Annotated in this window: 16 protein-coding genes; 15 read left to right on the forward strand and 1 reads right to left on the reverse strand. The window is 45.3% G+C overall.

Annotated features, from left to right (window positions below; translation table 11 throughout):
- Positions 1–53 precede the first annotated feature (53 nt).
- The 3 genes from ASD24_RS08200 (at position 54) to ASD24_RS30185 (ending at position 8,164) form a co-directional block, all read left to right on the forward strand.
- Positions 54–2,336 carry a YhgE/Pip family protein gene (locus tag ASD24_RS08200; protein WP_056694263.1) on the forward strand — a complete coding sequence of 761 codons (2,283 nt, stop codon included), beginning with the start codon at positions 54–56 and terminating at the stop codon, positions 2,334–2,336.
- 653 nt (positions 2,337–2,989) lie between these two features.
- Positions 2,990–7,588, forward strand: a complete 4,599-nt coding sequence (gene gltB / locus ASD24_RS08205; protein WP_056694265.1) for a glutamate synthase large subunit — start codon at positions 2,990–2,992, stop codon at positions 7,586–7,588.
- 420 nt (positions 7,589–8,008) lie between these two features.
- Positions 8,009–8,164, forward strand: coding sequence for a hypothetical protein (locus ASD24_RS30185; RefSeq protein WP_156395379.1), 156 nt, complete (start codon positions 8,009–8,011; stop codon positions 8,162–8,164).
- A 110-nt stretch (positions 8,165–8,274) separates the two neighbouring features.
- Here the strand turns inward: ASD24_RS30185 and ASD24_RS08210 are convergent, their stop codons facing one another.
- A complete protein-coding gene (locus ASD24_RS08210) occupies positions 8,275–8,643 on the reverse strand; it encodes a helix-turn-helix domain-containing protein (RefSeq protein ID WP_056694267.1) in 369 nt (122 codons plus the stop codon).
- Between the two features lie 372 nt (positions 8,644–9,015).
- On the opposite strand from ASD24_RS08210, the gene ASD24_RS08215 reads away from it, so the two are divergent.
- From ASD24_RS08215 to ASD24_RS08270, 12 genes are all read left to right on the forward strand, one after another.
- Complete coding sequence (locus tag ASD24_RS08215) at positions 9,016–9,450, forward strand: hypothetical protein (RefSeq protein ID WP_156395380.1); 435 nt, start codon at positions 9,016–9,018, stop codon at positions 9,448–9,450.
- Between the two features lie 145 nt (positions 9,451–9,595).
- Positions 9,596–10,354, forward strand: a complete 759-nt coding sequence (locus ASD24_RS08220) for a tyrosine-protein phosphatase (protein ID WP_056694273.1) — start codon at positions 9,596–9,598, stop codon at positions 10,352–10,354.
- Positions 10,355–10,429: 75 nt separating this feature from the next.
- On the forward strand, positions 10,430–11,179 hold the full coding sequence (locus ASD24_RS08225; protein ID WP_056694275.1) for a YveK family protein: 750 nt from the start codon (positions 10,430–10,432) through the stop codon (positions 11,177–11,179).
- Complete coding sequence (locus tag ASD24_RS08230) at positions 11,160–11,840, forward strand: CpsD/CapB family tyrosine-protein kinase (protein WP_056694276.1); 681 nt, start codon at positions 11,160–11,162, stop codon at positions 11,838–11,840. The genes ASD24_RS08225 and ASD24_RS08230 overlap by 20 nt, the downstream gene beginning before the upstream one ends.
- 176 nt (positions 11,841–12,016) lie before the next feature.
- Entirely contained in the window at positions 12,017–12,922 is a 906-nt protein-coding gene (galU, locus tag ASD24_RS08235; protein WP_056694421.1) for a UTP--glucose-1-phosphate uridylyltransferase GalU, read from the forward strand.
- Entirely contained in the window at positions 12,919–13,620 is a 702-nt protein-coding gene (locus ASD24_RS08240) for a sugar transferase (protein WP_082560327.1), read from the forward strand. Before galU ends, ASD24_RS08240 begins: the two co-directional genes overlap by 4 nt.
- A 69-nt stretch (positions 13,621–13,689) precedes the next feature.
- Positions 13,690–15,036 carry an O-antigen ligase family protein gene (locus tag ASD24_RS08245; RefSeq protein ID WP_056694278.1) on the forward strand — a complete coding sequence of 449 codons (1,347 nt, stop codon included), beginning with the start codon at positions 13,690–13,692 and terminating at the stop codon, positions 15,034–15,036.
- On the forward strand, positions 15,033–15,491 hold the full coding sequence (gene pssD, locus ASD24_RS08250) for a PssD/Cps14F family polysaccharide biosynthesis glycosyltransferase (protein ID WP_056694282.1): 459 nt from the start codon (positions 15,033–15,035) through the stop codon (positions 15,489–15,491). The genes ASD24_RS08245 and pssD overlap by 4 nt, the downstream gene beginning before the upstream one ends.
- Positions 15,488–15,967 carry a PssE/Cps14G family polysaccharide biosynthesis glycosyltransferase gene (gene pssE, locus ASD24_RS08255; protein WP_056694286.1) on the forward strand — a complete coding sequence of 160 codons (480 nt, stop codon included), beginning with the start codon at positions 15,488–15,490 and terminating at the stop codon, positions 15,965–15,967. Before pssD ends, pssE begins: the two co-directional genes overlap by 4 nt.
- Before the next feature lie 105 nt (positions 15,968–16,072).
- Complete coding sequence (locus tag ASD24_RS08260) at positions 16,073–17,140, forward strand: glycosyltransferase family 4 protein (protein WP_056694289.1); 1,068 nt, start codon at positions 16,073–16,075, stop codon at positions 17,138–17,140.
- A gap of 261 nt (positions 17,141–17,401) precedes the next feature.
- Positions 17,402–18,334 (forward strand): glycosyltransferase family 2 protein, encoded by a 933-nt coding sequence (locus ASD24_RS08265; protein ID WP_056694292.1) that lies wholly within the window; start codon positions 17,402–17,404, stop codon positions 18,332–18,334.
- A 15-nt stretch (positions 18,335–18,349) separates the two neighbouring features.
- Entirely contained in the window at positions 18,350–19,372 is a 1,023-nt protein-coding gene (locus ASD24_RS08270; RefSeq protein ID WP_056694294.1) for a glycosyltransferase, read from the forward strand.
- Positions 19,373–19,388: the final 16 nt, after the last annotated feature.

Below are 19,388 nucleotides of genomic sequence, written 5' to 3' on the forward strand. Positions count from 1 at the left end.
GTTTACATTACAAGGAATTCCTGCTGATTAGCAGAGACAAGGGGAGAAATGACATGAAATCTTTATCCGTGTTTTTCAAGGATGTGGGATCGGCCGTGAGAAACCCGAAGGTATTGATCCCCGTTATCGCCATTATGTTTATTCCGATTCTGTATAGTGGTATCTACCTAGCGGCCTATTGGGACCCATATGGTCATGTGGATCAGATGCCTGTCGCAGTAGTCAACCTCGATAAAGGGGCTGAGCTGGAAGGGAAGTCCTTGCATGTTGGGGAAGATCTCGTCGATGAGTTGAAGAAAAATGCAGATTTTAAATGGGAATTTGTGAATAGTGCTCAAGCACAGCAAGGTATGAAGGACGATAAGTATTACATGCAAATTACGATTCCTGAAAATTTCTCATCACAGGCTACCACATTGCTGGATGATAAACCTAAACCCGCGGACCTCATCTATGAACCTAATGGTAACTATAGCTTCGTAGGTGCTCAGATTGGTAAGACGGCGATCAAGGATCTGAAGGCGAAAGTATCAGCTAAAGTGACAGAGGCTTATGCGGAGACATTGCTTGATAAGTTCTCCGAGGTGTCAGATGGACTTGCTGAAGCTGGAGACGGTGCTGGCGAGCTGAATACCGGTGCAGGCAAGCTGGATGATGGTGCTGTGAAGCTCAAAGATAATTTGGCTAAGCTTGCATCAGGAACAATTGCACTACAAGAAGGGCTCTCACCTTTGACGGATGGTGTCAATGCGCTTCATACCGGAGCTACGAAGCTGGAGACAGGTACTTCAAGTTTGGTTTCTGGCCTACAGCAGCTTCAAACAGCAGCCGGAACACAGCTTCAGAGCGGAGCTGATCAGTTGAAAGAGGGTAGCGACAAGCTGGCAGCTGGTCTGCAATCATCTCTGGATGGTACAAGTAAGCTGCAAACTGGGCTGCAAGCCTCCGAACAAGGTAGCGCTAAATTATCAGAGGGTCTGCAAAGTGCGGTTCAAGGTAGTGGTACTTTAGCTACAGGATTGCAGTCGGCTGTCGACGGAAGTGGCCAGGTTGCCGATGGGGCTAAAGGCGTTGCCGATGGATTGAAGCAGCTTGCTGCCGCAAATCCAGAGCTAGCCGAGAGCGCTGATGTGCAGAAGCTGCTTGCAGCAAGTCAGGCGGTTGCCGATGGTAGTGCGCAGCTGCATGAAAGTGAGCAGAAGCTGGCACAGGGTGCAGATCAATTGCATGAAGGTAACCAACAACTGGTTACGGGAGCAGAGCAACTGCATGAAGGTCAGCAGCAACTGCTTGCGGGTGCAGGTCAGCTTGTGGGCGGACAAGAGCAATTGCTGGCAGGTGCGAGCCAACTTTCTGATGGAGGTTCTAAGCTCTCAGATGGCCTTAAACAATTTACAGGTAAGCTCAGCGAGGCTGCAAACGGCGGTGCGCAATTAGCAAGTGGTGTTAAACAACTTGGAACAGGCACAAGCGCTTTGCAAACGGGCGTTGGTAAATTAAGCGGAGGCGTATCCTCCCTAACGGACGGTTCCAAACAATTGGGTGATGGTGCAGGCAAGCTTGCCGATGGATTGTCCGAGTTGAAGGACGGTTCGAATGAACTGGCAACGAAATTGAACGATGCTGCTCAGAAAACGTCTGAAGTGAAGAAAACCGATGATGTTGTGAATATGTTCGCTGAACCGGTGAACTCATCGGAGAATGAAGCAGAGGTTGTGCCAAACTACGGTACAGGATTGACGCCTTTCTTCTTATCAATCGGATTGTTTGTCGGATCCCTGATCTCAACGATTGTATTGAAAATGCGTGATACATCCGTGCCAGGTGCATCTGGATGGAGTCGATTCGTCAGCCGTACACTGGTCTTTGGTTCGATGAGCGTCTTCCAGTCCGTGATTGTAGCAAGCTTCATGTTGTACGGACTTGGATTAGAGACACACAGTGTGCCGCTGTTCTACCTGTTCACGATCATTACGGGGCTAACCTTCATGATGATTGTGCAGGCACTTGTAACATGGCTTGATCTGCCAGGACGTTACGTAGTCATCTTGCTGTTGGTCTTCCAACTCGCGGCAAGTGCAGGAACGTTCCCAGTAGAGCTGATTCCATCATGGTTGCAAGCGTTCAGTCCTTGGCTGCCAATGACTCACAGCATTATGGGCTTCAAGGCGGTTGTATCTAGCGGTAACTTTGATGTGATGTGGCATCAAGCTGGAATCCTGGCGATCTACGCTGGAGTCTCCATCCTGCTCACGCTTGCCTTCTTCCTCTGGAACGGCAGAAAGCCGAAAAAAGAAGCTGAATTGGTCGAATCGGGTCAAGTTGTGACTGCATAAAGCATAGAGAAGTGCGAATTTTCAAAAAATAAAGTTTGTAGTTCAGTATCAAAATTATGCAACATAGTAGTCAAATAGTGCAAAGAGCCTGCCGCCCTAAAATGGGCAGTAGGCTCTTTCTGTATACAAATGCATGCTAGAAGGCTGAAGGAGGCTTACTAGGATTTTACATTTGACTAAATATGGCTTAAACACACGCCCCATATGGAATGATTTTCTTTTGTCAGCAGATAAATTCAGTTGTACTCTATTTTAAAATGTGTATAATTATTCGAAAAAGAGATGAATTTAAACGTCATCACACTAAAGCTGTACTGCAAAACATTTCTTATCAGAGGTATTAAAAAGTTTAAATTGCGCTGATGTTAGGTCGGTGTTAAAATAATAGAACTATATCAAAAAAACGTCGCTTCATAATGAGTGGTCGTGCCAGCGGCTACGTGTTGTTATATTAGACTGTTACCGAATCGTTCGCTCAGTCCACTTTCAAATAGCGACTGCCTCAGTCGCAAGGCTTGAAACTATGACAGATGATGGCTGTCACCTCTAATCAGCAGGCTTCGTTAGTTAGCCAGCTCCTCCCGTTTCATTGTTGCTTGTTGCCTATGTTCTTGATCTTTCCGAAATACTTCATTATAGAAAGGTTGCGTTCCATGAGACAGATCGGATTACCTCCTAAACAAGGTCTTTATGACCCACAGTTCGAAAAAGATGCATGCGGAATGGGTTTTGTTGCCAACATTAAAGGAAAAGCTTCACACGATATCGTTAGCCAGGCACTGACCATGCTCAGTAATATGGAGCACCGCGGAGGACAGGGCAGCGAGCCGAATTCCGGCGACGGAGCCGGGATTTTGATTCAGATCCCACATCGCTATTTTGCACAGGAAGCTGAACGCCTCGGATTTGCATTGCCTGAACGAGGATTCTACGGCGTAGGCATGCTGTTCCTTTCGCAAGATGCTGAGATTCGTCACGCACATGAGGAGAGCCTCAAGAAGATTATTGAAGAAGAAGGACAGACATTCCTAGGTTTCCGGGATGTGCCTACTTATGATGAGATGCTTGGTCGTTCTGCACTGGCTGCGAAGCCATATGTACGTCAGGTGTTCATTGGCAGATCTGCCGATGTGAAGGATGAGCTTGGATTCGAGCGCAAACTTTATGTCATTCGTAGACGCGCTGAGCTTGCTATTCGTTATTCTGCGGATGAGAAAGAGGGCGGATCATTCTATCTGCCAAGCTTGTCTTGTCGCAAAATTGTATATAAAGGCATGCTGACAACGGAACAAGTTGGACAGTTCTATCTGGATCTACAAGAAGAGTCTGTGGAATCAGCGATTGCTCTTGTTCACTCTCGTTTTAGTACGAACACCTTCCCAAGCTGGGAACGTGCCCACCCGTATCGCTTCATGATCCACAACGGTGAGATCAATACGATGCGTGGTAACGTGAACTGGATGCATGCTCGTCAGTCTTTGTTCGAGAGCGAAATTTTTGGTAATGATATCTCCAAAGTGAAGCCGGTCATTAATCCGGACGGTTCCGATACAGCGATGTTTGATAACACACTTGAATTCCTCTATTTAAGTGGACGTTCTTTGCCACACGTAGCCATGATGATGGTTCCTGAGCCATGGAGCACAGATGAGGGAATGGATCCTGCCAAAAAGGCATTCTACGAGTATCACAGCACGATGATGGAGCCTTGGGATGGACCGGCAGCAATGGCGTTCACGGACGGATTGCAGATCGGTGCAACGCTCGACCGTAATGGTCTTCGTCCTGCACGTTATTATGTAACGAAGGATGACCGAATCATCCTATCTTCCGAAGTTGGTGTATTAGACATTGAGCCGGAAGAAATTCTATACAAAGACCGTTTGCGTCCAGGACGTATGCTGTTAGTAGATACAGAGCAAGGACGCATTATTTCCGACGAGGAAGTTAAAGCGCAAATTGCAGCCGAGAATCCGTACCAGGATTGGCTGGATGAGCACTTGATGGATCTGAATGAATTGCCAGAAGCACCGGAGCTACCTGATCCAAAACATGATAATGTGACTCAGCTTCAGCTTGCTTACGGATATACGTTCGAAGAATTACGCAAAGTGCTTGAGCCGATGGCATCAACAGGTATGGAAGCAACAGGTTCCATGGGTTATGATGCGCCGCTCGCAGTATTCTCGGATCGTCCACAGCGTTTATACAATTACTTTAAACAGATGTTCGCTCAAGTAACCAATCCGCCAATCGATGCGATTCGTGAAGAGATCGTAACGTCAACAGCAACTACAATCGGACCAGAGCGTAACTTGTTGAATCCTGAACCGGAGAGCTGTCGTCAGATTCGTCTGGACACACCGGTATTGTCTAATGAAGACTTTGCCAAAATCCGTCATGTACGTCGCCCAGGCTTCCGTTCTATGACAATTCCAATCTTCTTCGCAGCCAAAGAAGGAGCAGAGGGACTTCGCAAAGCTATGGATCTGCTCTTTGAAGCAGCAGACCGTGTCATCGACAAAGGTCATAACATTCTAATTCTCTCTGACCGCGGCGTGGATGCGGAGAATGCAGCAATTCCTGCATTGCTAGCTGTAGCAGGACTGCATCACCACTTGATCCGTCAAGGTACAAGAACGAAAGTTAGTATTTTGCTTGAATCGGCAGAGCCGCGTGAAGTTCATCACTATGCATTGCTGCTTGGTTATGGCGTGAGCGCTGTGAATCCGTATCTGGCATTCGAAACATTGGATGACATGATCCAGCAAGGTTTGCTGCGTGGCATCTCGCATGAAAAAGCTGTGAAGAACTACATTAAAGCTGCGACTAAAGGCGTTATTAAAATTCTGTCCAAAATGGGAATCTCAACAATTCAATCGTATCGTGGAGCGCAGATTTTCGAAGCAGTGGGTCTGCAATCCGATTTCGTTGACCGTTACTTCACTTGGACGCCTTCCCGTATCGGGGGAATCGGGCTTGAAGAGGTTGCGGCAGAAGCATTGACGCATCATCATCGTGCTTTCACGGAAAAAGACGGTAACGATAAGGTGCTGGATTCCGGCGGTGATTACCAATGGCGTAATGATGGAGAAGAACACTTGTTCAATCCACAGACAATCCATACCCTGCAGCATGCAGTGCGTACCGGCGATTATAAATTGTACAAAAAGTATTCCAAATTGGTTCAAGGTGAGAATGATCAATTGCTGACCATTCGTTCGATGCTGAAACTGAAACCAGTTGGTAACGCAATTCCTTTGGAAGAAGTAGAGTCCGTAGAATCCATTATGCGTCGTTTCAAAACGGGCGCGATGTCCTTTGGATCAATCAGTAAAGAAGCACACGAAGATCTTGCAATCGCTATGAACCGTGTCGGTGGTAAATCGAACACAGGTGAAGGCGGAGAAGATCCAGCTCGCTTCATTAAAGATAGCAACGGTGATTCTCGTCGTAGTGCAATCAAACAGGTGGCATCTGGACGTTTCGGTGTTACTTCGAACTATTTGGTTAATGCTGACGAGATTCAGATCAAGATGGCGCAAGGAGCAAAACCGGGTGAAGGTGGACAATTGCCAGGACGTAAAGTATACCCTTGGGTTGCTGAGGTTCGTGGATCAACACCAGGCGTAGGTTTGATCTCGCCACCACCGCATCACGATATTTATTCCATCGAGGATCTGGCTGAGCTTATCTATGACTTGAAGAATGCCAATCCACGTGCCGAGATTAACGTGAAGCTGGTATCGGAAGTTGGCGTAGGTACTATCGCGGCAGGTGTTGCTAAAGGCCGTGCCGACATTATCCTTGTTAGTGGTTATGACGGTGGTACTGGTGCATCACCACAAGGTTCGATCCGTCATGCGGGTATGCCGTGGGAGCTAGGTCTTGCAGAGACACATCAAACGCTGATTCTGAACAATCTGCGTGACCGTGTCGTATTGGAGACAGACGGCAAAATGCTGAATGGTCGTGACTTGGTTGTTGCAGCATTGCTGGGCGCGGAAGAGTACGGCTTCTCCACAGCACCACTCGTTGCGCTGGGTTGTATCATGATGCGTGTCTGCCAAATGGATACTTGTCCTGTTGGTGTCGCGACACAGAATCCAGAACTGCGTAAAAATTATATGGGTGACCCAGAACACGTCGTTAACTTTATGCGTTTTGTTGCAGAAGACGTCCGTGAGATCATGGCTGACCTTGGTTTCCGTACCATTCAGGAAATGGTGGGTCGCACAGACTGCCTGGAGACTGTAGAAGCAGTAGATCATTGGAAGAAAAAAGGTGTAGACCTGTCCGTGTTGCTGCATGTGCCTGAGATGCCAGAAGGCTCTGCACGTTATCGTACACAGTATCAGAATCACGGTTTGGAAGAGACGCTGGATATGCAGCAATTGCTTCCGCTCGCAGGACCAGCTATTGAATCCGGTCAACCGGTAGAGGCTGTGCTTCCGATTACGAACGTGAACCGTGCCGTAGGTACGATCCTGGGCAGTGAAGTAACACGTAAATATGGTCTCGCTGGATTGCCAGAAGATACAATCCAATTCAAATTTGTTGGATCTGCTGGACAGAGCTTTGGAGCCTTTGTTCCTAAAGGGATTACCCTGACGGTAGAAGGAGACTCCAATGACTATGTAGGTAAAGGTCTATCCGGTGGTAAAATCGTTGTAATGCCTTCGCCAAAAGCGACATTCGACGCTGAGGATAACATCATCATCGGAAACACGGCTCTCTACGGAGCAACAAGTGGCGAAGCTTATATCCGCGGAATCGCGGGTGAGCGGTTTGCTGTTCGTAACTCTGGAGCAAAAGTTGTCGTTGAAGGTGTAGGCGACCATGGTTGCGAGTATATGACAGGTGGACGTGTCGTCGTTCTGGGCGATACAGGTCGTAACTTTGCAGCAGGGATGTCCGGAGGTATTGCTTATATCTATGATCCAGAAGGAACGTTCTTGCAACGTTGTAACCTGGAGATGGTACTGTTGGAGCGTATTGAGGATTCAGCAGAGAGCACAGAGCTGCAGGGAATGATTGAACGCCATGTTGCGAATACAGGTAGTGCTGCAGGCCAGCGCATCTTGGAGAACTGGCAGCAATCGGTAGATCAGTTCGTGCGTGTCATCCCGAAAGACTTCAAACGTATGACAGAGCAGATCGAGCGTATTCAAGCGACTGGACTAACGGGTGAGGCAGCATTGCTAGCGGCATTTGAAGCTAACATGCGTGAGCTTGCACGTACAGGCGGTTAATGGTTCATGCCGTTAGGCATGTCTTGTAATCAAAACTGCCCTTTTTAAACAACATCATATAATACATGTTTAAAAAGGGCGGTTTTCAGTACCGAGAAGATGGGATGAAGCTAGAAATGGAGTAGCGGAGCGTAGGCAACCTACGTGAGCAACGAACATTTCGGCTGAATTGCATATTCGACGCTGTTCATGCCATTAGGCATGTCTCGTAATCAAAATTGCCTTTTTAAACAACATTTAATAGGAGCTTTATGTTTGCCTGTGTGGCATTCATAAGGCTCCTATTTTGTTTTCGACAAAATTAGAACCCCGACCAAAAACGCTATCGCCATGAGACGACAACATTGAGGAGGGTTCTCAAGTATAATTAGGCTAGTTTTGGAGCACAGGGAAAGTATTAAGATAGGAGAGGTTCGCGGAATGAATATGAAAAATCCAAACAAGGGCGATCGCAAGCCGAAAGGTGAACACGTTGAAACAACCGAGATGGACATCAAAAAAGTTTTACTGCAATGCGGAATCGACCCAGAGCGTTGGAACGATTACATATCCTCCGTCAACAACATACGTCCTTGACTAGAACTAGAAGACATGAATGAAATGGAGGGAACTAGAGACAAGAAAAAAACCCAGAAACCGATAAATTGCTTTTTCGGTGCTGGGTCTTCTTTTGCAAATCGAATCTTCTAATCCATACTACGTTCCATACGGACAAAGGCAATAAAACGACGTGCCTCTTCTTCGGTCAAGGGTTTACCGTCGATCATCAGGCCGAAGCGTTCCAACACTTCCTTATCCGATAATTCAAGAGAATCAACAAATTCCCGAACGTCCTCATCCATTACCATATCACTCTGCTTCGTACGACCAATGAGATAATCAATGGATACGCCAAAAATGTCTGCAAGCCTTGTTAATACTTCAAAATCCGGTTTGCGTCGATTCTTCTCATAATGGGAGAGTGCAGCCCGGGTAATATGGATGGAGCTCGCAAGTTCTTCTTGAGTAAGTCCCCGCTGTTCCCTTAATTCAGCAATGCGATTCCCGTAGTTCATAAGCCATTTCCCCCTGAACGCCATGTCAAATATATATCGAAACAATCCTGAGCTATTTTTTGATCAGGGCAGCTTTCCTGCAAAAATGATACGACCGCACCAGATTAATACAACCATTGTCATGTAAAAAGACAGTGAAAATATTGCAATGTAGGTCTGTCTAAGGACATCTCATATTGTCGTAAATCAAAAGAACCATGTCCAAATACTGCTTGACATGATACAATTTGTATCGTAAATTGGACGTATGGAGTTACAAAATGTATCATTTGGAATATTTTAAGTATCTCCTCGTTGCCAGATCTGTATACCTGTGAGAAGGGAGGTCAGGCAACGAATGTGTTGCTAATCCATTCTAAAAGGAATGAAGCCATGAACTCATTGATTCAGGAATGGGCTGATCTAGAGTTAAATGTCCATATGTATATCCAGGAGTTTAAGGGTAAAGCCTTCAACCGCAAACGTCGTCCCGTTCTACTCCTTGGAATGGATACAAGGGCGATCAGCTTCCTGAGTGATTTGGTCTTACCAGTATCATCCGAGATGTTGATAGGTTTAGATGTGGAAGATTACCATGTGTGTTTGCGAATCCAAGCTGTACCCGAATGGAAACATCCTTTTGGAGGACTCACATTGTATCATTCCAAGTTGCATATTCAGCAAGAACAGAAACTATATATAACTGGACAGTTAAACACTATGCTTCGTGATGTTCAATTTCCGGCGGTATCTCGTGTTCTGTATGAGAAGTTATCGACCCAACCTACGGTGCAGAAAACCTATCATTACATTAATTTTACCATATAAAAAGGAAATATATTCGAAAAGATGCATGTACTTAACGCCATTTTACTATATTTCATAGCGTTATGCATTAGTTCTTTAACACCAAAAGCAATTGCGCAATGAATAAAGGGGCAAGGGGGATCATACTATTTCAGGAAGTTTGGATATGGTTGAAATGCACTGCCACATATTATCTGGTCTTGATGATGGCCCTGTCCATATGGAACAGTCTATCGCAATGGCCGAGAAAGCGGCTGCTGCTGGCATAACCTCCATCATTGCAACTCCGCATCACCTGAACGGGCGCTACAACAACGAACCGATCGTAGTCAATCAGGCAGTAGATCTGCTCCAAGCAGAGCTTCGCAAACGCAACATTCGATTGGATATCCATCCCGGACAGGAGATCAGAGTGCATGACACACTGATTGGAGATCTCTATGCAGGTAGATGCTGCACACTTGCCGGGAGTCGCTACATGTTGCTGGAATTGCCTTTTGGCTCCATTCCCTCGCAGTTTCCCGGTATCCTTCATGAACTTCGGGTAGCCGGTATCACACCTATTATTGCTCATCCGGAACGTAATCTAATCTTGCTGAAAAAGCCGAAGCTACTTGCAGATTATTTGAAGCAAGGCGTGCTGTGCCAACTCACGGCTCAATCCTTCACAGGACTTTTCGGTCGAAAAGTTCAGAAATGGTGTTTTCATTTTTGCAAAGAAAACGGGTTTCATTTCATTTCATCAGATGCTCATGATACACGTCAAAGAACATTTGCTGTTAATGAAGGAAACAAAATGATTGAGCAATACTTTGGAATGGATGCCGTCAGGCGTATAGCGGAAAATGCTTCCCTCATTCTATATAACTCTGAACCGATTATTACTCGGTTTAATCCCCGCAAGCTCCGCATGCTCCTCTGGTAGCTCGGAGTGGGGTTGAGCCCAGAATTATACAACAGGCTTACATATATGACACTAACGTATAGGAGGAATGTGAAGGTGGAACTGAAGGGGTATTTCCGCATTTTGCAAAAAAAATGGTGGTTGATTGTTGCCATTGCACTGATTGCTGGGGTAGGTGCTGGAGTTAAGAGTATTTTCTTCACACAACCAATCTATGAGGCAAGTTCCAAGCTGATCGTGAACCAAACATCCAATGTTGAAGGTCGAGCTATGATGGATTTCAGTATGATTCAGAGCAACATTAAGCTCATTAACTCCTATAAGGAGATCATTAAATCTTCGGCCATTATGGAGAAAGTAGCAACAACGTATCCTGACTTAAAGGTAACTACCGCTGAGCTAATCAGCAGAACCTCCGTTACAACCGCAAGCGAGTCCCAAGTCATGAACATTACAGTACAAGGGACTACCTACGAAAACGCCGCAAAAACAGTGAATGCAATTTCCAAAGTATTTCAATCGCAAATTCCCCTAATTATGAAAATCGATAACGTAGCTATTCTCAGTGAAGCCAATATAAATGGCAACGCAGCGCCAATTAATATGAAAACCACACTCACCATCATCGTTAGCTTGTTTGCAGGCTTGGTTCTTGCGATTGCACTTGTCTTCCTCATGGATTATCTGGACGATACGTTCAAATTAGAGTCCGAAATTGAAAAGGAACTGGGCATTCCGGTATTAACGGTCATTTCCAAAATGAAAAAAGACGATGTGAAGGGCAGCAAAAACATTGTATCTCAGCAGAAAGTGGGGGATGGAAAATATGTCACGGTTAACCAATGAAAATAATAATCTAGTGACCTATTTCAATTCCAAGTCTCATATCTCAGAAGGCTACCGCAAATTACGTACCAATATTCAGTTCTCTTCTATTGATAGTCATATCAAAACGATCATGGTTGCCTCGGCTCAAGCTGGTGAAGGGAAAACCACCACCATTAGCAATTTAGCCGTGACTTATGCGCAAGAAGGCAAAAAAGTTCTGCTCATTGATGCCGATCTGCGGAATCCATCTCTTCATCAAGTATTTTCGGTACCTAACCATATCGGACTCAGCAGTGTCTTGTCGAACCAATATGACGTGGATGAGGTTCTGCGAGAGAGCTACATCGAGAATCTCCAACTATTCACATCCGGTCCGATCCCGCCTAACCCGTCGGAGATGATCGGCTCTAATCGGATGAAGAACCTAATGAATGATTTACAGTCGAAATACGATGTCATCATGTTCGATACCCCTCCGGTGCTCGCTGTAACAGACGCACTGATTGTAAGCTCCTTCTGCGACGGTGTGTTGCTGGTCGTGAACTCAGGCAAGGTCAAGAAAGAGCTGGTGAAGAAAACGAAGGCTCATCTTGAGCATGTGAATGCACGAATTCTAGGTGCCATTCTGAACAATATCAAAACGACATCGAACTCGGTCAGCTATTACGGAGAGAAGTAATACGCTTTGATTGAACAGGTAATGTCTACTGCACCTTTATCACTGTAGGCACTCGGTCATGCTGTGGGTTCGGTGAACCTTAGACGTTAATCGTCAGAGGTATGACGTGAGGTTGGGTTCGATGCCCCTTTTTAACGATTCAATAAACTTTAAAAAAAGAGGATAGGGTGGTATTTATGAAAAAAGTGAGAAAAGCGATCATTCCCGCAGCTGGTCTGGGAACACGTTTCCTGCCTGCCACGAAAGCTATGCCTAAAGAAATGCTCCCTATTGTGGACAAACCAACTATACAGTATATCGTTGAGGAAGCCATTGCCTCTGGTATTGAAGACATCATTATCGTTACAGGTAAGGGAAAACGGGCGATTGAGGATCATTTTGACAATGCATTCGAATTGGAACACAACCTGCTCGAAAAGGGGAAATTAGGCCTGCTTGAGGAGGTACGCAAATCATCCAATGTGGATATTCATTACATAAGGCAAAAAGAGGCCAAGGGGCTTGGTCATGCGGTGTGGTGTGCAAGGAATTTTATCGGTGACGAACCTTTTGCGGTGTTACTGGGAGATGATATTGTGGTCTCGGATGTTCCATGCACCAAACAGCTCATTGATCAATATAACCAGGTTCAGCAATCCGTGGTGGGTGTTCAAACGGTTCAACCTGAACAAACCGAACGTTACGGTATTGTTGATCCATTGCGATCGGACGGACGTCTGACTGAGGTACTTCAATTCGTTGAGAAGCCAGCACAAGGGACGGCACCATCCAATCTAGCGATCATGGGAAGATATGTCCTGAATCCAGAGATTTTTGACTTTTTGGAAGAACAAGAGATTGGGCAAGGGGGAGAAATTCAATTAACTGATGCGATCCAACGACTAAATGAGAAACAAGGAGTGTATGCTTACGATTTCGAGGGAGTTAGGTACGACGTGGGCGAGAAGTTGGGATTCATATTGACAACTATTGACTTCGCGCTCCAAAATCCGGAACTGAAATTACCGATGTTACATGCTTTACAGCTGATTCTGGAGAAACAGTCTGTTGAGCAAGTAATCGCTGGGAGGGAGTTTGAATGAGTCCATCTCCCCAAACAAAAGAAGCGGAGATTGTTATAGACAAAGGTCTAGGATACAGTGCAACGACGGCCGCACATGGACTTGAAGCGGATAAAGTGTATTTGCTTATGAAAAGAATGCTCGACTTTCTCGGCTCTTTCATAGGTTTGATCCTATTATGTCCGTTGTTTGCTGTAATAGCTCTACTTATCAAAATCGAGGCCCCTAAGGGGTCTGTTTTTTTTCGCCAAGTTCGGGTAGGTCTGAATGGTAAGGAATTTCATATGTACAAATTCAGATCGATGGTCGTGAATGCTGAAGATTTGCTGGAGAATCTTATCGATCAAAATGAAGTGGGCGGCAACATGTTCAAAATGAAAAATGATCCTAGAATTACTCGCATCGGCAAGTTCATTCGCAAAACCAGTCTGGATGAGCTTCCACAACTATGGAATGTGCTCAAAGGGGAGATGAGTCTGGTTGGTCCCAGACCTTCACTTCCAAGAGAAGTGGAGAATTACACTTCCTATGACCGACAACGTCTCAAAATGATTCCAGGCTGCACAGGACTATGGCAAGTGAGTGGCCGGAACAGTGTTGGTTTTAATGAAATGGTTGAGCTGGATCTGACCTACGCCCGTGAGCGCAATATTTTCATGGACATCAAGATCATTCTGAGAACATTCAGAGTGTTGATCGGTTCCAAGGATGCATTTTAAGCGAAGTGTGTTTGGCGTAGTTGATGCAAGGTTGAAATACGATTCTGGCTCTGAGGTGGCATAGCTAACATGCAAAAAGCAGCATTTTTTGCTTCTTCTAAACTAGGTGCGTTATATCTTATTTTTGCCTCGTTGTTCATTATTAGCCTAGCTATTTACGTACCTATTGTTGCGGTAATGGCATTGATGGCGTTGATCTTGCTAGGGGTGTATCTGAAGCATCCCAGCTGGGTCTATTTTGTGGTCATTGGAACGTTTTCGTTATCTGTGGACAAAATTTTGAGAATGCAAGTGATGGGCTTTGATTCTTCCTCGTTCTATAAGTTGCTTATTTTGTTTTTTATCCTTCCTATCTTTTTAAGATATGGCTTCAGGAAGGAAATGATCTATCCTGCTCTAGCAGTTGGTTATCTCTTTGTGCAAAGTTATTTTTTATCCAATATGCCTGACAAGATGAGCCCGATTGATCCCTTTAAATCCTTTTTGGGATTAGTTGTGCCATTTCTGTTACTGATGGTTAACTTCTCCAAGGAAATTAATATGAGGATCATACGGGTTCTTGCCTGGCTCCCGGTGTTTAGCTTGGTCGCTGGTTTCATCCTGCAGCAAATGGGGATGCTGTCGATCGTAAGCTTCGAAATTTCGGGTGTGAATCGTTTGCAAGGAGCCAACATAGCAGCACATCTGGGGATGTTATGTTTTATCTCCATCTGTGTATGTCTTATCGAAATTCGAAATAAACACCATATTATTTTGAATTATGCGCTGACGCTAACTCATTTTATTATATTAATCCAGACGGGAACCCGTGGTCCTCTAATCGCACTGATTCCCATTGTGTGCATGTATTTATTCGACCATGTGCGGAAGTTTGCGAAGGGAAGAACAGGGGCGTTAATTCCGGTTGTTCTATTTATGGCGGCCGTGATTGTGATGGTCTTTGCCCAGTGGGACAATTATCAGTTAAGGCAGGAGAGCAAGGGTCTATCTGGCAGGGATTCCGCTTGGGCTTTCTTTACGAATAGGGCGAATGAACACCCTGTCTTTGGGCAAGGCCTTGGCTCGGCTCTAGTTGCGAACGATGGAAGTATCTTCTCGGGCTTTGTTGTGCCGCATAATGAGTACATTCGATTCTACTATGATGGTGGATTTGTCGGAGCACTGTTGTTCTTTGGTGCTTTGTTCTTCGTGTATCTGAAAGTGCACCGTCGCTTGAATTCCCTGGTGAAACCTTACTTTTTGGGAATGATTCTGGGTTTCTTGGTGTATTCCTTCTTTGACAATACGTTATCCACGATGCATTTAATTGCTCCCTTCTGTGTATACCTGAATTCGTTATACCTGACGAGCAGCAAGCAACACCCTGAACCTGAAGAACTACCGAAGTTAGCCCCTCGAAAGGAGATCTTGCAATGAAAGTCTGTTTGGTAAGTTCAACAGGAGGTCATCTGAATCAATTGTTGAATCTAGTTCCTGCTGTCGAGGATCATGATTACTTTTTGGTGACGGAGAAAAGCGAAGCGAGCAGCAAGCTGAATCTTTCCCAGCGAACCTATTTCTTATCGCAACAGGAACGCAAAAATATGCTGTTTATATTTATCGTTCTGCGGAACATCATAACCTCGCTGTTCATTCTGTTGAAAGAACGACCTAAGGTTCTGATCACGACTGGAGCTGGGGCGGTATATCCGCTGTGCTTGCTCGGGAAATTGATGGGAGCGAAGCTAGTCTATGTAGAGAGTTATGCCAAAATATATTCGCCAACGCTAACGGGCAGATTGATTTATAAATTTGCTGATGAATTCTATATTCAATGGGAAACGTTGCAAGAGGCTTATCCGAAGGCAAAGTATAGGGGGGCATTATTTTGATCTTTGTCGTGCTTGGTACACAGCGATTCCAATTCAACCGGCTTTTGCAAGCTGTCGACAATCTGATTCAAGAAGGGAAGCTACCTTCAGACGTGCTTGTACAATCAGGTTACAGCGAATATAAGCCTCGCCATTATCAGCATAAGCCATTTTTTAATCAGGAAGAGATGAATGATCATATTGCCAAAAGTGAATTTGTTCTGTCCCATGCAGGTGTGGGGGTGATCACTAGTGCACTACAGATGAACAAAAAGGTCATCGTCATGCCTAGGCGCAAGGATCAAGGGGAGCATGTGGATAATCATCAACTTGAGATCGCCAAGGTATTTCAAGACAAAGGATACATTTCGGTTGCTCAAAACGAGGATGAACTGTCCGCATTAATATCCAATCTGGATCAGCTCGACTTCAAGCCTTATGTGAAGAGTAACTCCCAGTTGCTATCTTCCATCAAAGGCTACATCAATTCCCTATAAGATTTAGAGGATGTTCAAAAAATCTGCTTTTGATTACGACAGATGCCTGAGTGGCATCTCAGCGTCGAATATGGAACTTTTTGATGATTCAAAAGGAGTGGAAGAATGAAACCTAAGGTGCTGGTCATCGGTTCTTCGACGAAGGACATGGGCGGGATTGTGAGTGTCATTGTGAATATTGAGAATTCGCATATCGCCGAGCAATACAATTTACAACGGATTGAAACCTATATTACAGGCAGTGTTCTGGCACGGTTGCTCATCTTCATGAAGGGGTTCCTTCAATTCCTTGGGAAGCTCGTTACGTTCAAACCAGATATGATCCATATTCATATGTCGTATAACGGAAGCTTCTACCGTAAAGCGTTGTTCATTCTTGTAGGCCGCAAGCTGTTCAGGGTACCGGTGATTGTTCACATTCATGCGTCCAGTTTCGATGTGTTCTACAATCGACATCCACTGCAACAGAAGTTATGCAAGTATGTTCTGAATCAGGTGGATAAGCTAATCGTGCTGTCCTATACATGGCAGGAATTTTTCTCCAAGATTGTGCCTGAATCCAAAATCGAGGTGCTCTACAATGGCGTGTTCATTAAAGAGCCCCCGATTAGGGAGGAGCGTCCAGTTCCGCGTTGCTTGTTCATGGGCCGGCTTGGTAAGAGAAAAGGTGTATATGATCTTTTATTAGCGATACAGCAATTGAAGCAACGAGGTGTGGAAGCGGTCTTTACGCTTGCGGGCGATGGAGAAGTGAATGAGGTTAGGGCGCTTGTGGAGCGTTATGACATCTCCGATTGTGTAGAAGTGCCTGGATGGATCAGGGGCGAAGAGAAGGAACGTTTATTACAACAAGCGGATCTATTGGTTCTGCCTTCCTATCATGAGGGGCTTCCTATGGCGGTGCTGGAAGGAATGAATAGTGGACTGCCGATTGTCTCTACCCGAGTCGGTGGAATACCGGAAGTAATTACGGATGAGTTGAACGGTTTCTTAGTGGAACCGGGAGATGTTGAGTCTCTGGCTCAAGCTCTGGAAAGGATCATTCTGGATAAAGAGCTGAGGTTGCAAATGGGTGAGAACAACAAGCAGTTGGTTACCTCCAAGTTCAACATGACTGATCTTATGCATAATTTATCGTCCATCTATGACAAGCTGCACGTGAACGTGTCCTAGGGGGATGTATACAAAAATCCAGCTCCTTTTGGGATATAAGATACGCCCTGTATAGATTGAACTAGACAATTACACAAGAACGGAGAGGACAGAAATAACATGAAGAAGCGAAGCGCTCGCCTTTATCCCCGGATTTTCCCCACTGGAAAAGGAAATCAAAAAATCTGGGGATAACAGCGATCGGAGGGTTGTTCTGTCATCGGAGTGGTCAGTGTAAATATTTATAGTTAATCTGTATAGTTTCGAGGGAAAGGTGGTTCTATGAAAGCATTAGTGAGCTGTATTATAACAACGCATAATCGCGCTGAGTTATTGAAGAAAGCCATGGCAAGTGTGATGGCGCAGACCTATCCCCATCTGGAAATTATTATTGTTGATGATGGTTCTAAGGATCATACCGAAGAGGTATGTAGAGCTTGGGCTAAGCAGGATCAGCGAATTCATTACATTCAAGTTCCGTATGCCCAAGGTGCCAATCATGCCCGGAATTTAGGAATACAACGTGCCAATGGCAAGTATATTGCATTCTTAGATGATGATGACCAGTGGCTGCCTGATAAGATTCAGGCTCAAACCCAGACGCTGGAGCACAGCAAAGGGCTTTTTTGCTTTTGCAGCAAAGTGCTTGTCTATGTAGATCGGGATAACAACGTCACGCGGAGAAAGGTATCCATCGAATCCCGTGAGCTGGTGTTCTACGAGGACTTACTGACGTACAACTGGATTGGCGAAACGTCCAAAATCATGGTGCAAACGCAGTTGGCACGCACAGTTATGTTTGACGAACAATTAACCTCTGCACAGGATTATGATTTCTATCTACGTATTCTGCAACGAGGGCATCATGCGATCAATGTGAAGGAGCCGCTGGTGCACATATATATTCATCCGGGGCCACGCATCTCTACCTCTGCCAAGAAAAAGTTCCAAGGGCAACGGAGGGTGCTAATTAAGTATTACAAGGATATGAACCAAGAACAGAAGAAGCGCCAGCTTCATCATTATCGCATGATGGAATGGTCGAAAAATCCTAACCGCAATACCCTTTTTCTCAAAAAAACATTGACGCTATATCCGTGGTGGCGAAACTTCACGCTGCTTAAGCGTAATGTGAGAACCATCTGGCTTGGTTTTCGCTTGCGCAAACAGCTTCGTAGCGAGACGTTGAACAAAGAGTATAAAGGAACAGCCTAAAACAGAGGTGTTATCATGCGAGAACCAATCGTCTACATGTTGCCCAAAATGATCAAGACGAACAAATTCAATGAACTATTGTCACAGTCCATCGAGGATGAGGGATGGGATGTGAAGCACTTTTCCAAAAAAGATCTAAGAAATGTACGCAAAAATGACGTATTACATTTTCACTGGCCGAGCTTTTATTACAAAGGAAACAATGCGTTCTCGACATTCATCAAGTCCATATTGTTCATTCTCATGATTGTTTACGTGCGACTAAAGGGTGCGAAGTTGTTCTGGACGGTGCATAATATATGGCCGCATAACAGCGGTAGAACTTGGCATGACTACTGGATGAGGACGTTTCTGGTGCGGAATTGTACCAAACTCATTGTCATGGGCAAACCGCTCATTCGTAGTGTGTGCGAGACGTTTCATGTGAAAGAGAGCCTCATCGAAGTGATTCCCCACGGACATTACCAAGGAGTGTATGGACGGACAGGGCAGAACATTAGAGAGTTGTTCAACATCCCGGCGAATGATTATGTCTTTGCCTTTTTTGGTCAGGTATCACCCTATAAAGGGGTGGATGATCTAATTAAGGCGTTCAATCATCTAGACTGGCCGGATGCTCATCTGTTGATTGCCGGTAAGAAAGCAGCTGATTATGACCTAGAGGCATCGATAGGCCAATCGGATCGGATTCATACGTACTTCAACTTTATTCAGGATGGGGAGTATTCGGATTATTTTGAAGCCATTGATTCAATGATTCTGCCGTACAAAAATATTGCGACATCAGGCAGTGCCATACTGGCACTGTCTTATGGCAAGCCTGTCGTGGCTCCACGAATTGGGCTTATGGAAGAGTATCTTCCCGAGAACTGCGCTGTCTTGTATGATCCTGCGGATCAGAGCGGGCTGGAAGAGGCGATGAAGCAGATCCGGGCAAAGGACGACGAGTTCAGGGAAGGCAAAGGGTTTCAATCGATGCTTGAAAAGCTAGAATGGTCGGGAATTGCGAAGCGCACGATTTCGCTTTACGCCATCTAAATCAATGAGGATGCGG

This window comes from Paenibacillus sp. Root52 (genome assembly GCF_001426865.1).
GTDB lineage: Bacteria > Bacillota > Bacilli > Paenibacillales > Paenibacillaceae > Paenibacillus.

Coding starts and splice junctions, on each gene's coding strand:
- pssD (WP_056694282.1), top strand. CDS start 15,033: ATGAAAGTCTGTTTGGTAAGTTCAACAGGAGGTCATCTGAATCAATTG.
- ASD24_RS08260 (WP_056694289.1), top strand. CDS start 16,073: ATGAAACCTAAGGTGCTGGTCATCGGTTCTTCGACGAAGGACATGGGC.
- galU (WP_056694421.1), top strand. CDS start 12,017: ATGAAAAAAGTGAGAAAAGCGATCATTCCCGCAGCTGGTCTGGGAACA.
- ASD24_RS08220 (WP_056694273.1), top strand. CDS start 9,596: ATGGTTGAAATGCACTGCCACATATTATCTGGTCTTGATGATGGCCCT.
- ASD24_RS08265 (WP_056694292.1), top strand. CDS start 17,402: ATGAAAGCATTAGTGAGCTGTATTATAACAACGCATAATCGCGCTGAG.
- ASD24_RS08245 (WP_056694278.1), top strand. CDS start 13,690: ATGCAAAAAGCAGCATTTTTTGCTTCTTCTAAACTAGGTGCGTTATAT.
- ASD24_RS08210 (WP_056694267.1), bottom strand. CDS start 8,643: ATGAACTACGGGAATCGCATTGCTGAATTAAGGGAACAGCGGGGACTT.
- ASD24_RS08240 (WP_082560327.1), top strand. CDS start 12,919: ATGAGTCCATCTCCCCAAACAAAAGAAGCGGAGATTGTTATAGACAAA.
- ASD24_RS08270 (WP_056694294.1), top strand. CDS start 18,350: ATGCGAGAACCAATCGTCTACATGTTGCCCAAAATGATCAAGACGAAC.
- ASD24_RS08230 (WP_056694276.1), top strand. CDS start 11,160: ATGTCACGGTTAACCAATGAAAATAATAATCTAGTGACCTATTTCAAT.
- ASD24_RS30185 (WP_156395379.1), top strand. CDS start 8,009: ATGAATATGAAAAATCCAAACAAGGGCGATCGCAAGCCGAAAGGTGAA.
- ASD24_RS08215 (WP_156395380.1), top strand. CDS start 9,016: ATGAACTCATTGATTCAGGAATGGGCTGATCTAGAGTTAAATGTCCAT.
- gltB (WP_056694265.1), top strand. CDS start 2,990: ATGAGACAGATCGGATTACCTCCTAAACAAGGTCTTTATGACCCACAG.
- ASD24_RS08200 (WP_056694263.1), top strand. CDS start 54: ATGAAATCTTTATCCGTGTTTTTCAAGGATGTGGGATCGGCCGTGAGA.